Genomic DNA, 16,450 nt, shown 5'->3' on the forward strand with positions numbered 1-16,450 from the left:
TGAAGCTGGAATGGGTGAAGCCGCTGACGCGTCACCGGGAACCCTGACCGCAGGGAGGGTAGAGGTGGCATGCTGCGCACCGAACTGATCCGCCCGATCCAGGACCTCCTCACCGAACAGAGCCGCCGCTTCGGTGCCAAGACCGCTTACGCCGACGCCCGGCGCGCCATCAGCTATGCCGAGCTGGAGACGCGCACCCGCCGGCTCGCCGGCCATCTGGCCGGACTGAACCTGCTGCCGGGCGACCGCGTGGCCATGTACCTCGGCAATCGCGTCGAGATGGTGGAGAGCTACTTCGCCGTCGTCCGCGCCGGGGGGATCGGTGTTCCGGTCAATCCGCACGTCTCCCAGGCCGAACTGGAGCATCTGCGCACCGCCTGCGGCAGCCAGGTCGTCATCACGGACTCCGCCCACCTGCCGCTGCTGCGCCGGCCGCACCCCGGGGCGAGTCCGCTGACCGTGCTGGTGGTGGGGGAGGACCCGGTCCCCGCGGGCTGCCTGTCCTACGAGCGGTTCGCCACCACCGAGCCGGACACACCGGCCCGCGACGACCACGGGCTCGACGACATCGCCTGGATGCTCTTCACCTCCGGCACCACCAGCAAGCCCAAGGGTGTGCTCGCCACCCAGCGCAACTGCCTCTGGTCGGTCGCCGCCTCGTACGTACCCGCGCTCGGTCTCACCGCCGAGGACCGTGTGCTCTGGCCGCTGCCCCTGTTCCACAGCCTCTCGCACATCGTGTGCGTGCTGGCCGTGACGGCGGTCGGAGCGACCGCCCGGATCACCGACGGACACTCCGCCGAGGATGTGCTGGAGCTGTGGGGCCAGGAGCGCTCCACGGTCATCGCGGGGGTCCCCACGCTGTACCACTACCTCGTCCGCGCCTCCAAGGCGCCCGGGTTCACCGCCCCTGACCTGCGGGTGGGCCTGGTCGGTGGCGCCGTGACCACGGCGGCGCTACGGCGCTCGGTCGAGGACGCCTTCGGGGCCCCGCTCATCGACGCGTACGGCAGCACCGAGACCTCCGGCTCGATCGCCATCAACTGGCCGACCGGGGCCAGGGTCGAGGGCTCCTGCGGGCTCCCCGTCCCCGGCCTCGCCCTGCGGGTGGTCGACCACCGCACCGGTCTGGACGTGCCCGACGGGACCGAGGGCGAGGTGTGGGTCCGCGGCCCGAACATCATGGCGGGCTACCACAACCAGCCCGAAGCCACCGCCGAGGCGCTCCGGGACGGCTGGTTCCACACCGGCGACCTCGCCCGCCGCGACCGGGACGGCTATCTGACGGTCACCGGGCGGCTCAAGGAACTCATCATCCGCGCCGGGGAGAACATCCACCCCGTCGAGGTGGAGGACGTCCTGCGGATGGCGCCCGGCGTGGCCGACGCGGCCGTGGTCGGCAAGCCGCACGACGTCTTCGGTGAAGTCCCGGTGGCCTTCATCGTCCCCGCACCCGGCGGTTTCGACCCGGCCCAGGCGCTCGCCCTGTGCCGGGAGCGGCTCTCGTACTTCAAGGTCCCCGAGGAGCTGTACGAGATCGCGCGGATCCCGCGCACCGCGACCGGCAAGGTCACCCGGCACCGGCTGCTGGACGGCCCGGCACGGCTGCGCGCGGTGGGCAACGCCTACCATGATGCGCTCTTCCGTACGAGGTGGATCCCCCAGCCGTCTGCCCCACAGCCGTCTGCATCGCGGCCCCGGTCCGGCCGTTGGGTGCTGCTCGGACGGCAGGCCACCGGGCTCGTCGGCCTGCTGCGGGCCTCCGACGGTACCGAGTCGGGCGAGCACATCGACACGGCCGACCTGAGAGCGGCGGTGGCCGCCGGAAGTCCCCCGCCCGCCGTGGCCCTGCTGTCGACCTCCGCGGACACCACCGAGGGTGTCCTGAGGGACGTCGAGACGTGGCTGGCCTCCGCCGAGTTGTCCGATGCGCTGCTGGTGGTGGCCACCGAAAGCGCCGTGGCGACGACCACGGGCGAGGACGTGCCGAACCCGGAACAGGCCGCGCTGTGGGGGCTGGTGCGCTCCCTGCAGGCCAGTCATCCCGGCCGTATCGCCATCGTCGATCTCGACGAGCCGGGTGACGAGGCGTGTGCGGGTGGGCTGTTGGCGGCGGTGGCGTCGGGCGAGCCCCAGAGTGCGGTGCGCTCGGGCGTCGTGCTGCTGCCACGGCTTGAGCGCGTGGCCTTGGACGTGGGTCTGGGCATGGGTCCGGACGCTGAGCGGGATGTGTCCGTGGCCTTCGACCCCCATGGCACCGCGGTCGTCACCGGAGTGGACACCCGGCGCGGCGCCGCGATCGCCCGGCATCTGGTGACCGGTTACGGCGTCCGCCGGCTGCTGCTGATCGCCCCGCCGGGGCAGGGCGGCCGGGCCGCCGAGCTGGGCGCACAGCTCACCGATGCCGGAGCCGATGTCCGACTGGTCGAATGCGACCTGGACAACCGCACCAAACTGAGGCGGGCGCTGGCCAAGGCCACCAGCCGCTTGAGCGTGGTCGTCCACGCCTGGGAGGCCGTGGACGAGCCGTCGGACGGGCGCGTGGCCGCCGAGGCCAGGACACTGTACGAGCTCACCCGGAACGCCGACCTCGCCGCGTTCGTGCTGTCCTCCTCGACCAAGGGCTTGCTGGGCGCGGCAGGGGAAACCACGGAGGCCGCCTCCGCCGCCTTCCTCGACGCCTACGCCCAGCATCTGCGCATACGGGGTGTACCGGCCCGGTCCATCGCCTGGGGGCCGTGGGAGGGGGAGACCGACGAGACGGCCGGTGCCCTGAGCTCTCGGGAGGCGCTCGCGGCGCTGGACGCCGCCCTGGGCGTGGACCAGGCCCAACTCGTCGCGATGAAGCTCGACCCGACCACCGTGCCGTCCGGGATGACCTCCCCGCTGCTCCAGGACTTGATCGACGTTCCGGCCCGTACCGCCACCGTGGACGAGGCCGTCACGGTGGCTCTGCGGGGGCGGCTGATGGACGCGCACGAGGCCGACCGGGACCGGCTGCTCACCGATCTCGTCCGCGAGCACCTGGCCGACCTGCTGGGCCTGGCCGACAAGCAGGCCGTCGAGCCCGAGCGGGCCTTCACCGACCTGGGCCTGACCTCGGTCACGGTGGTGGAGCTGCGCAACCGGCTGAGCGAGGCCACGGGGCTCCGTCTGCCCGCCACCTCCGCCTTCGACCACCCCACACCGGTGGCGTTGGGGAGCATGCTGCGGCGGGAGCTGCTCGGCGGTACGGGGGCGGGGCCGGGAACGCCGACCACCTCGGTTCCGGTCCCGGTTCCGGTCCCGGATTCGGCCGTGGTCGCGGGCGCCGGCGTGGGCGTGGTCGATGAGCCGATCGCGATCGTGGGGATGGCCTGTCGGCTGCCGGGCGGGGTCGGGTCGCCGGAGGAGTTGTGGGAGCTGGTCCTGGCCGGGGGTGAGGGTATCGGGGATTTCCCGGCGGATCGGGGGTGGGATCTGGAGCACCTCTTCGATCCGGATCCGGATCACGCCGGGACCAGCTATGCGCGTCGGGGCGGCTTCCTGTATGACGCGGGGGAGTTCGATGCGGAGTTTTTCGGGATTTCGCCGCGTGAGGCGCTGGCGATGGATCCGCAGCAGCGGTTGCTGCTGGAGACGTCATGGGAGGCGCTGGAGCGGGCCGGGATCGATCCGGTCTCGTTACGGGGCCAGGACGTGGGCGTTTTCGCCGGGATGATGCATCAGAACTACGGTGTCGGCTCCGCTGATGGAGCAGATGCGCCCGCCGGTCTGGAAGGCCACTTGATGACCGGCACCTCGGCGAGCGTGGTGTCGGGTCGGGTGTCGTATGTGCTGGGGTTCGAGGGTCCTGCGGTGACGGTGGACACCGCGTGTTCGTCGTCGTTGGTGGCGTTGCATCTGGCGGGGCAGGCGTTGCGGGCGGGGGAGTGCTCGATGGCGCTGGCCGGTGGGGTGACGGTGATGGCCGGGCCGGACGCCTTTGTGGAGTTCTCCCGTCAGCGTGGGCTTGCCGCCGACGGGCGCTGCAAGTCGTTCGCGGCCTCGGCGGATGGCACGGGGTGGGCCGAGGGTGTGGGTGTGCTGGTGTTGGAGCGGTTGTCGGATGCGGAGCGGTGTGGGCATCGGGTGTTGGCGGTGGTGCGGGGGAGTGCGGTGAACCAGGACGGTGCGTCGAACGGTTTGACGGCGCCGAACGGTCCGTCGCAGCAGCGGGTGATCCGGCGGGCGCTGGCCAGTGCGGGGCTGGTGGCGGCGGATGTGGACGCGGTGGAGGCGCATGGCACGGGCACACCGTTGGGCGATCCGATCGAGGCGCAGGCGGTGTTGGCCACGTATGGCCAGGATCGTGATCAGCCGCTGTTGCTGGGGTCGTTGAAGTCGAATATTGGTCATGCTCAGGCGGCTGCGGGTGTGGCTGGTGTGATCAAGATGGTGTTGGCGTTGCGGCATGGGGTGTTGCCGAGGACGTTGCATGTGGATGAGCCGACGGGGCAGGTGGATTGGTCGGCGGGTGCGGTGGAGTTGTTGACGGAGGAGCGGGTGTGGCCGGAGGTGGGGCGTCCGCGTCGGGCGGGGGTGTCGGGGTTTGGTGTGAGTGGGACGAATGCGCATGTGATTTTGGAGCAGGCTCCGGAGGTGGCGGTCGAGGTGGCGCCGGTGCCGGTGGCGTCGGGTGGTGTGGTGCCGTTGGTGGTGTCGGGGCGTGGTGGTGCGGGGTTGCGGGGGCAGGCGCGGAGGTTGTTGGAGTACGTGCAGGCTCGTCCGGGGTTGGGCGTTGGGGAGCTGGCCGTGGCGCTGGCTTGTGGTCGGGCGGGGTTGTCGGATCGTGCGGTGGTGGTGGCGGGGGATCGGGGGGAGGCGTTGGCGGGGCTGGCGGCGGTGGCGGAGGGCGGTGGGGTAGGTAGGGCGGATGTTCGGGGCCGGGTGGCGTTTGTCTTTCCTGGTCAGGGGGCGCAGTGGGTGGGGATGGGTGCGGAGCTGCTGGGAGAGTCGGAGGTCTTTGCGGAGGGGCTTCGGGAGTGTGCGGGGGTGTTGGATCCGTTGACGGGGTGGTCGTTGGTGGATGTGGTGCGGGGTGTGGGGGGTGGGGTGTCGTTGGGGCGGGTGGATGTGGTGCAGCCGGTGTCGTTTGCGGTGATGGTGGCGTTGGCGCGGGTGTGGTTGGCGGCTGGTGTGGTGCCGTCGGTGGTGGTGGGTCATTCGCAGGGGGAGATCGCGGCGGCGTGTGTGGCGGGTGGGTTGTCGTTGGAGGATGCGGCGCGGGTGGTGGTGTTGCGCAGTCGGGCGATTGCGGCTGGGTTGTCGGGCTTGGGTGGGATGGTGTCGCTGGCCGTGGGTGTGGAGGAGGCGGAGCGGCTGGTTCAGGGGTGGTCGGGTCGGGTGGAGGTGGCGGCGGTCAATGGGCCGTTGTCGGTGGTGGTGGCTGGTGAGCCGGAGGCGTTGCGGGAGCTGGTGGAGGAGTGCGAGGGCGCGGGGGTGCGGGCGCGGCGGATCGATGTGGACTATGCCTCGCACACTCGGCAGGTGGAGGTGATCGAGGAGGAGTTGGCTCGGTCGTTGTCGCGGGTCCGTCCGGTGTCCTCACGTATCCCGTTCTTCTCCACGGTGGAGGGGGAGTGGCTGGACACGGTCGATTTGGACGCCGGGTACTGGTACCGGAACCTGCGGAGCACCGTCCGGTTTGCCGCGTCGATTGAGCGCCTGCTGGAGGAGGACTTCCGGGCGTTCGTTGAGGTGAGCGCGCATCCGGTGCTGACGATGAGTATCGAGGCGGCGGCAGAGCAAGCGGATGCCGGGCCGGTTGTGGTGGCCGGGACCCTCCGCCGGGACGAGGGCGGTGTGCGTCGTGTGCTCACCTCCCTGGCCGAGGCATACGTACGCGGTGTCCCCGTCGACTGGTCCGCTCTGCTCGGCAACGTCCCCGCACACATCGCGTGTGATCTCCCGACCTACGCCTTCCAACACCAGCACTACTGGCTGAAGAGTGGCCCCCGGAGTGGTGAGGTGGCCGCAGTCGGCCTCGCCGGTGCTCAGCATCCTCTGCTCGGCGCTTGGGTGGAACTGCCCGGCATGGACGGGGTGTTGTTCACCTCCCGACTGTCGCTGAGCACCCACCCGTGGCTGGCCGACCATACGCTCGCCAGTGCGGTCGTCCTCCCTGGTTCGGCCTTTGTCGAGCTGGCGGTGCGCGCCGGTGACGAGGTCAACTGCGGCGCCGTCGACGAGCTGCTGATCGAGGCCCCGCTCGTGCTGTTGGAGGGCATGAGTGTGCAGCTCCAGGTGGTCGTCGGCGGGGCGGATGAGTCCGGCCGACGGCGCCTCACCGTCCACTCCCGCCAGCAGGGCAACGGGTCGGGCAGTACGGACTGGACCCGACACGCCACGGGCACGCTCGCCCCGGCCACCACCGCGCCCGATATCGGCCTCGCGACATGGCCACCGCCCGGAGCCACCCCCGTGGATGTGGACCAGGTGTACGACGATCTGGCACGGGCTGGACGTGGCATCGGTCCGGCGTTCCATGTGCTCCGCTCGGCGTGGACCCGTGGCACCGACGTGTTCGCCGAGGTGGAGCTGGCCGACGACCAGCAGGCCGAAGCCGCGCGCTGCACACTGCATCCCGTACTGCTGGAAGCCGTAGGCCACGCCGACACGCACGCCGAGGCATCGGCGCTGCCCGTTGCCTACCGTGCGGTGTCCCTGTCCGCGACCGGCGCGACCGCACTGCGCGCGCGCATCAGCCCGGACGGTCAGGGCGGCGTGACGCTACAGCTGGCGGACTCAGCCGGGAGGGCGGTCGGGTCCGTGGGCTCGGTGACGTCGCGGCCGCTCCCGGTCGACGTATGGGTGTCGGCAGCCGGGATGGAACCGCAGGACGCGCTGTTCGAGGTGGAGTGGTTCCCCCTCCCTGTTCCACCGGTCACCTCGGATCCGGCGATGGTGACGGTGACGAGCCCGGCCGAGTTGACAACGTTGGCCGACCACGGCGACGTACCGCCCTTCGTACGCGTGGACCTGACGGACACCACACACGGCCTCCGGGCGCTCACCTCACAGGCGCTGGAGTGGGTCCAGGCGTGGCTGGCCGCACCGGAGACGGATGCACGGCTGGTCATCGTCACGCGCGAGGTCACCGACCCGATCTGCGCGGCGGTCTGGGGACTGGTGCGCTCGGCACAGTCGGAAGCCCCGGACCGGTTGGTCCTGGTGGCGACGGACGAGGACGACGCCTCCGGCGCGCTGCTGCCCGCCGCACTGGCCACCGGCGAACCGCAGATCGCCATCACCGCCGGGGTGGCATCCGTACCGAGGCTGGTGCGCGCCACACCGAACGAGGAAGCGCCACCGCGGCCGCTGGACCCGACCGGCACGGTGCTCATCACCGGTGGTACCGGTGCGCTGGGCCGGCTGCTCGCCCGGCACCTCGCTGCCGAGCACGGCGTACGTAACCTCCTGCTGGTCAGTCGCCGTGGCGGGGCCGCCGAAGGCGTGGCGGAGCTGGAGTCCGAACTCGGCGCGCTGGGCGCGTCCGTACGCATCGTTGCCTGCGACATCGCGGACCGGACCGCGGTGGCGGACCTCCTGGCCTCGCTCCCCGCCCAAGCGCCCCTCACGGCGGTCGTCCACACCGCCGGTGTCCTGGACGATGGCGTGGTCACCGCCATGACACCCGAACGGCTGGACACCGTCCTCCGCCCCAAGGCGGACGCGGCCCTCATCCTGCACGAGCTGACGCGCGACACGGACCTCGCCGCCTTCGTGGTGTTCTCCTCGGCCGCGGGCGTCTTCGGCAACCCCGGACAGGCCAACTACGCCGCGGCCAACGCCTTCCTGGACGCCTTCGCCCAGCAGCGCAGGGCGGAAGGGCTCCCGGCCACCTCGCTCGCCTGGGGGCACTGGGCGCTCAGCAGCGAGATGACCGCACATCTCACCGCGGCCGACCTGCGGCAGCACACCCGGCGCTTCGGCATGACCGCCCTGTCGGAGGAGACCGGTCTGGCACTGTTCGACGCCGGTCTGCGCGGTGCCACGCCCGCGCTGGTGGCGGCCCGCCTGGACCTCGCGGGCCTGCGCGCCGGCGCGGCGGCCGCCCCTGTCGTCCCTCTGCTGCACAAGCTGGTGCCACCGGGCCGTCGGGTCGTGAGCCGTACGGCAGCGCCGCGGACCGACCTCGTACGGCGGCTGGAGTCAGTGGACCCCGCCGAACGGGAGCGGACGCTGTTGGATCTGGTCACACACCATGCCGCCCAGGTGCTCGGACACTCCTCGACGGACAGCATCGCCGCCGAACGGGCCTTCCGGGAGCTGGGGTTCGACTCGCTGACGTCCGTGGAACTGCGCAATCGACTCAACGCCGCCACCGGGCTCCGGCTTCCCTCGACCCTGCTCTACGACCATCCCAGCCCACGGGCGCTCACCCGGCATCTGCACACGGAACTGCTGGGGTCGCCGAGCGCTCCCGCCGCCCCGGCACCTGCGGGCGGGGCTTCGGACGATGGCATCGCCATTGTGGCGATGAGCTGCCGCTTTCCAGGCGGGGCGAACAGCCCCGAGGACTTCTGGCGGCTGATCAGCGAGGGCGGTGACGCCGTCGGCGACTTCCCGGACGACCGTGGCTGGGATCTGTCCGCGCTCTACGACCGCGACCCGGACCACCCCGGCACCTCCTACGTCCGGCACGGCGCCTTCCTGCCCGACGCCGCCGGGTTCGACGCCGAGTTCTTCGGCATCTCGCCACGTGAGGCGCTGGCGATGGATCCCCAGCAGCGGCTGCTGCTGGAGACCTCATGGGAGGTGTTCGAGCGGGCCGGGATCGACCCGACCACGCTGGGCGGCAGCGCCATCGGAGTGTTCACCGGAATGAACACCCAGGACTACGCGATCCGCCTGCGCCACGTTCCGGACGAGGTCGAGGGGCACCGGATCACCGGTGTCTCCGCGGCCGTCCTGTCCGGGCGTGTGGCCTACACCCTGGGCCTGGAGGGACCCGCGGTCACGGTGGACACGGCGTGTTCGTCGTCGTTGGTGGCGTTGCATCTGGCCGCGCAGGCGCTGCGGGCGGGGGAGTGCTCGATGGCGCTGGCCGGTGGGGTGACGGTGATGGCCGGACCCGACGCCTTCGTGGACTTCTCGCGCCAGCGCGGACTGTCGGCCGACGGCCGGTGCAAGCCCTTCGCCGCTTCGGCCGATGGCACGGGGTGGGCCGAAGGTGTGGGTGTGCTGCTCCTGGAGCGGCTGTCGGACGCGGAGCGGAACGGCCACCGAGTGCTGGCGGTGGTGCGGGGCAGCGCGGTGAACCAGGACGGCGCGTCGAACGGTCTGACGGCGCCGAACGGCCCGTCGCAGCAGCGTGTCATCCGGCAGGCGCTGGCCGGCGCGGGTGTGTCGGCCGCCGAAGTGGATGCGGTCGAGGCGCATGGCACGGGTACGGCGCTGGGCGACCCCATCGAGGCGCAGGCCATCCTCGCCACCTACGGCCAGGACCGTGACCGGCCGCTGTGGCTGGGCTCGGTGAAGTCCAACATCGGTCATGCCCAGGCCGCCGCGGGCGTGGCCGGGGTGATCAAGATGGTCATGGCGATGCGGCACGGTGTCCTGCCACGAACGCTGCACGTCGACGCCCCCACACCGGAGGTGGACTGGTCGGCGGGCTCGGTGGAGTTGCTGACCGAGGGGCGTGCGTGGCCGGAGGCGGAGCGACCGCGCCGGGCCGGGGTGTCCGCGTTCGGCGTCAGCGGCACCAACGCCCATGTGATCGTGGAGGAGGCACCGGCCACCGTCGCCGAGCTCGCTACGGAGGACCCGGACGCGATCCCCGCCGTACCGTGGGTGATCTCGGCGAGGAGCGCCGACGCGCTGTACGGCCAGGCGGCCCGGCTCGCCGAATTCGCCCGCAGCCACCCGGGGCTCGACCCGAACGACATCGCGCACTCGCTGCTCACCACACGGGCCACATTCGACCACCGGGCCGTGGTCGTGGGTACGGGGCGTGCGGAGTTGCTGAGCGGGCTGGACGCCATCACCGGGCCGAGCGACGGCCCCGTGGCGCGAGGCGTGGCGAGCCCCGGCAGGCTCGCGGTGCTGTTCACGGGGCAGGGCAGCCAGCGCACGGGCATGGGCCGGGAACTGCACGCACGGTACCCCGCGTTCCGCGATGCCTTCGACGCGGCCTGCGCGCGACTGGACCGCCATCTGGTCGACGCCGGGCATGTCGAACACCCCGTCCGGGACGTCCTGTTCGCCCAGCCCGGGACCCCCGAAGCGGAGTTGCTCGACCGCACCGTCTTCGCCCAGGCGGGGTTGTTCGCGCTGGAGACCGCGCTGTTCCGGCTGTACGAGTCCTGGGGGGTGCGCCCCGACTTCCTCGTCGGCCACTCCGTGGGCGAGCTGACCGCAGCCCACGTGGCGGGTGTGCTGTCCCTCGAGGACGCGGCCGCGTTGCTGGCCGCGCGGGGGCGGCTGATGCAGGCCCTGCCCGGTGGCGCGATGGTGGCGCTCAACGTTCCCGAGTCCGTGGCGCGGTCTCTGCTGGCCGAAGCCCCGGGTGCCGTGGACATCGCCGCGGTCAACGGGCCTGCCTCTGTCGTCGTCTCCGGCGACCAGGACGCCGTGGCGGCCGTCGAGCGGATATGCGCGGCCCAGGGGTACCGGACCAAGCGGCTGCGGGTCAGCCATGCCTTCCACTCCGCGCACATGGACGGCATGCTCGACGAGTTCCGCGCAATCGTCGCCGGGCTGTCCTACGCGCCTCCGGCGGTACCGATCGTCTCCAACGTCACAGGAGAGTTGGCCACCCCTGACCAGCTCTGCTCTCCGGACTACTGGGTCGAGCACGCACGCAGGACCGTCCGTTTCCTCGACGGGGTCAGCACGCTCCACACCCAGGACACCACGACCTTCCTTGAACTCGGCCCCGATGGTGTCCTCACCGCCATGGCCCAGGAAGCGCTGGGCGACGGCGCCGACCCGGCGATGTTCGTACCCACGTTGCACGGCGGCGAACAGTCCGATCCGGTCGCCGCTGTGGCCGCGCTCGCTCGGCTGCATGTCCGTGGTGTCCCGGTCGACTGGAACGCGCTGCTCCCGGGAACCGCGCGGCGCACGGTTGACCTGCCGACGTATGCCTTCCAGCACCGGCGGTACTGGCCGGACGCCCCCGTATCGGACGCCTCCACAGTGGGTGAGCCGGGTCCTCGGCCGCTGTCGCAGACCGCGGCGCTCCGGGATGGCAACGCCACGGCTTTCGTCGAACGGCTGAAGGCAGGCACCGAGGCCGAGCGGCACCGGATCGTCCTCGACCTGGTACTGAGCAGCGCCGCCGCCGTGCTGGGGCACGACGACGCCTCGGCGATCGACGGCGCACGGGCCTTCCAGGACCTCGGCTTCGACTCCCTGAACGTGGTCCGGCTCCGCAACCGCCTGCGAGACCTGACCGGCGCCGAGCTGCCCACCACGCTCGCCTTCGACCATCCGACACCGGCCGCGCTCGCGTCGTTCCTGCACGTCCGGTTTCTCGGACAGGACGCCGCACGGACCGGATCGGCGCGGACGGCGGGCGATCCCACCGAGCCGATCGCGATCGTGGGGATGGCCTGCCGGTTGCCGGGTGGCGTGGCCTCGCCGGAGGACTTGTGGGAACTGGTCCTGGCGGGGGCCGAGGGCATCGGGGAGTTCCCGGCGGATCGGGGGTGGGATCTGGAGAACCTGTTCGACCCGGACCCGGATCACGCCGGGACCAGCTACGCGCGGCGGGGCGGTTTCCTCTACGACGCGGCCGAGTTCGACGCGGACTTCTTCGGGATTTCGCCGCGCGAGGCGCTGGCGATGGATCCGCAGCAGCGGTTGTTGCTGGAGACGTCATGGGAGGCGCTGGAGCGAGCCGGGATCGACCCCGCCTCGCTCCGTGGCCAGGACATCGGTGTCTTCGCCGGAATGGTCAACTACGACTACACCAGCCGCCTCGACACGGCTCCCGACGGCTCCGAGGGCTACCTCATGACCGGCGGTGCGGGCAGTGTGCTGTCGGGTCGGGTGTCGTATGTGCTGGGGTTCGAGGGTCCTGCGGTGACGGTGGACACCGCGTGTTCGTCGTCGTTGGTGGCGTTGCATCTGGCGGGGCAGGCGTTGCGGGCGGGGGAGTGCTCGATGGCGCTGGCCGGTGGGGTGACGGTGATGGCCGGGCCGGACGCCTTTGTGGAGTTCTCCCGTCAGCGCGGGCTCGCCCCCGATGGCCGATCCAAGTCGTTCGCGGCCTCGGCGGACGGTACGGGATGGGCCGAGGGCGCGGGTGTGGTGCTGGTGGAGCGGCTGTCGGATGCGGAGCGGCTTGGGCATCGGGTGTTGGCGGTGGTGCGGGGGAGTGCGGTGAACCAGGATGGTGCGTCGAACGGTTTGACGGCGCCGAACGGTCCGTCGCAGCAGCGGGTGATCCGGCGGGCGCTGGCGGGTGCGGGGCTGGTGGCGGCGGATGTGGACGCGGTGGAGGCGCATGGCACGGGCACACCGTTGGGCGATCCGATCGAGGCGCAGGCGGTGTTGGCCACGTATGGCCAGGATCGTGATCAGCCGCTGTTGATGGGGTCGTTGAAGTCGAACATCGGTCATGCTCAGGCGGCTGCGGGTGTGGCTGGTGTGATCAAGATGGTGTTGGCGTTGCGGCATGGGGTGTTGCCGAGGACGTTGCATGTGGATGAGCCGACGCGGCAGGTGGATTGGTCGGCGGGTGCGGTGGAGCTGCTGACCGAACAACGGGCTTGGCCGGAGATGGGTCGCCCGCGCCGGGCCGGGGTGTCCGCGTTCGGCGTCAGCGGCACCAACGCCCACATCATCCTGGAGCAGCCCTCGGACGTCCCTGACCTGGCCCTGCCCGCACCGTCGCTGCCGGGCGGCCTGGCCCTTCTTCCGGTGTCCGCGCGCGGCGAGGGCGCGCTGCGCGCCCAGGCACAGCGACTGTTGGCCTTCCTGGATCTGCGACCGGACCAGGACCTGGGCGAGTTCGCCCTCGCGTTGGGTTGTGGGCGGGCGGGGTTGCCGGATCGTGCGGTGGTGGTGGCGGGGGATCGTGAGGAGGCGTTGGCGGGGTTGGGCGCGGTGGCGCGGGGTGAGTCGGGTGTGGGGGTGGTGTCGGGTTCGGTGGTACGTGGTCGGTTGGGGGTGTTGTTCGCTGGTCAAGGGTGCCAGCGGGTGGGGATGGGCCGTGGGTTGTACGAGACGTTCCCGGTGTTCCGGGAAGCCTTCGATGCGGTGTGCGAGGCGCTGGACCAAGAGCTGAGCGCGGGTGGTGTGTCGGGTTCGGTGCGGGAGGTGGCCTTCGGGGACGGTGAGCTGCTGGAGCGGACCGTGTTCGCTCAGGCGGGGCTGTTCGCGCTGGAGACCGCGTTGTTCCGGTTGGTGGAGTCCTGGGGCGTCGTGCCGGATGTCGTAGGTGGGCATTCGGTGGGCGAGGTGACGGCGGCGCATGTGGCGGGTGTGTTGACGCTGGAGGACGCCGCCGTACTGGTAGCGGCACGGGGCCGGTTGATGGAGGCGCTGCCGGAGGGTGGCGCGATGGTGGCGGTGGGCGCGGGTGAGGACCAGATGCGCCCGGTGCTGGTGCCCGGGGTGGATATCGCCGCGGTGAACGGCCCCGCGGCGGTGGTGCTCTCCGGTGATGAGGAGCCGGTGCTGCGGGTGGCGCGGGAGTTGTCGGAGCGGGGGTACCGGACGAGGCGTCTGGCGGTCTCGCACGCGTTCCACTCCGCACGTATGGAACCCATGCTCCAGGAGTTCCAGGAAGCGATCGCCGATCTGTCCTTCACCGCACCGCTGATCCCCCTGGTGTCCAATGTGACCGGCCGGCTGGCGGATCCAGAGGCGGTGCGTTCCCCCGAGTACTGGGTGGAGCACGTGCGCGCCGCCGTGCGCTTCGCGGACGGAGTGCGGGCGCTTGCCGACCACGGCGTGAGCACCTTTCTCGAACTGGCTCCGGATGCGGTGCTGTCCGCGATGGTCGGGGACTGTCTGCCGGAAGAGGCGGCCGAACAGCCCGTGGTGGTGCCGTCGCTACGGCGTGAGGGCCACGAGCCCCGCGCACTGATGTCCGCCGTCGCTCAACTGCACGTGGCAGGCGTACACATCGACTTCAGCGCTCTGTTCGGCGGCGCGGTTCCGCCCGTCCACCTCCCCGATCTGCCCACGTACGCCTTCCAGCGCGCCCACTACTGGCTCCATGACGCCCGGCCCACCGCTCACCGGAGCCCGGCCGGTGCCTCCAGCGAAACCGACGATACCGACGCCCGCTTCTGGGCCGCGGTCGAACGCGGGGACCTCGGCTCGGTGGCCGAAGCGCTGGACCTTGCGGACGGCGATGAGGACCGTGCCGCGCTGGACGCCGTGGGCGGTGCGCTGGGCGTGTTGTCGGACTGGCGGCGCAAGCGCGGTGAGAAGTCCGCGGCGGACCGGCTGCGCTACCAGGTCACCTGGAAGCCACTCCCCGGCGCCACCTCCGGCGTACCCACCGGCACCTGGCTGGTCGTCCTGCCGTACGACTGCCAGGACGAGGAGTACGCGGCCCGGGTGGCCCCGGTGCTGAACCGCCAGGGTCTGCGCACCACGACCCTTCGGCTCGACGGCCCCGAACCGCCGGACCGCGCCACCTTCTCCGAGATGCTGCGTGACGCGCTCGCGGACCACGACGACATCGGCGGCGTGCTGTCCCTGCTCGCTCTCGACCAGCGCACACGCCCCGGCTCCGCGACGCTCACCGAGGGGGCCGCGGCCACGTTGGCGCTGGTCCAGGCCCTCGGCGACGTGGGCTCGACGGGCTCGCCGGGTGTGGGACACCGCCTGTACTGCGTCACCCAAGGCGCGGTGACCGTCGGCGCGGCGGACCGCCTCAGCGCCCCGGAACAGGCGGCGGTGTGGGGGCTCGGGCTGGCCGTGGCGCTGGAGCAGCCGGACCGATGGGGGGCCCTGGTGGACCTCCCTGAGGTGTTCGATGACCGGGCCGCCCGCACCCTGCTCGCCGCGCTGGCCGATCCGGGCGATGAGGACCAGCTCGCGATCCGTGCCACGGGCCCGTTCGTACGCAGGTTGCGGAGCCATCCCCTGCCCACCGGAGTGGCGAAGCCGGAGTGGCGGCCGCGGGGCACCGTCCTGGTCACTGGCGGTACGGAGGGTCTCGGCAGGCATGCCGCGCGCTGGCTGGCCGGTGCCGGTGCCGAGCACCTGGTGCTGACCGTCGGGTCGGATCCGGAGGCGCCGCATGTGGTGGCCCTGCGGGACGAGCTGAGCGACCTGGGCGCGAAGGTGACGGTGTGCCCGACGGACCTCACCGACCGGGACGCGGTGGAGCGGCTGCTCACCGGCCCCGCCGCGTATCCCGAGCTCTCCGGTGTCGTCCACACCGCCGACCTCGCACGGATCGCCCAGACCGATGCCACCAGCGCCGATGAACTGGCGGAGACGCTGGCGGCCAAGGTCGACGGTCTGCTGCATCTCGACACGCTCCTCGCCGATCGGGAGCTGGATCTGTTCGTGGTCTTCTCGTCGGTCGCCGGCGTCTGGGGCGGTGGTGGCCAGGGGCTGATCGGCGCGGCCAACGCCCAGCTCGACGCCCTGATCGAGCGGCGCCGCGCCAGGGGGCTTGTGGCCACCTCGGTGGCCTGGGGTGTGATCGACGGTTTCGGCGTGGCCGCCGATGCCACGGCCCAGGAGCAGCTGCGCCGCCGTGGTGTGCTGCCCATGGCGCCCGAGGCGGCCATGGCGGCCCTGACACACGCCGTCCGCCACGACGACACGCTCGTGGCCGTGGTGGACATCGACTGGTCGGCGTTCGTCCCGGCGTTCACCTCGCTGCGGCCCAGCCCGCTGATCGGTGACCTGCCGGGCGTTCAGGAGATCGTCGACAGCCTTCGTACGGACGACGCCACCGACGAATCCGCCTCGGAATTCCTGCGCGAACTGGCCACGGGCTCCGACGCCGAGCGGGAACGCGCCCTGATGAAGGCGGTGCGTGAGAACGCGGCCATCGCGCTGGGCCACAGCGGCGTCGAGGCCGTCAAACCGCAGCGTGCCTTCCAGGAGATGGGATTCGACTCCCTCGCGGCGGTGAACCTGCGCAACACCCTCGGCGCCGCTCTGGGCACCCGGCTGCCGGCCACCCTCGTCTTCGACTACCCCACGCCCGCCGCGCTGGTGGAGTACCTGCGCACCGAGCTCCTGGGAGACCAGGGCGACGACGAGGCCACCGACGCCGATGAGGAGGAGATCCGCCGCGTACTGGCCGCCGTGCCGTTCAGCCGGTTCCGCGAGGCCGGGGTGCTCGATGCGCTGCGGTCGCTGGCCAGGACCGAAGCGGCCGCACGGGACGGCAGCCGGCCGTCCGCTGATGAAGAGCTCGACCTGATCGATGGAATGGATATCGCCGGACTGGTCCAACGGGCGTTCGACGGAACCCAGTTGTGATCGCACTCGACGCGGTGGGAGG

The 16,450-nt window shown here is 71.6% G+C and carries 1 protein-coding gene; it reads left to right on the forward strand.

Going from position 1 to position 16,450, the window contains the following annotated elements:
• The first annotated feature begins 69 nt into the window (after positions 1-69).
• Positions 70-16,428, forward strand: a complete 16,359-nt coding sequence (locus tag ACZ6TD_RS42085) for a type I polyketide synthase (RefSeq protein ID WP_471346692.1) — start codon at positions 70-72, stop codon at positions 16,426-16,428.
• The last annotated feature ends 22 nt before the right edge of the window (positions 16,429-16,450 follow it).

Source organism: Streptomyces yongxingensis (assembly GCF_055597465.1).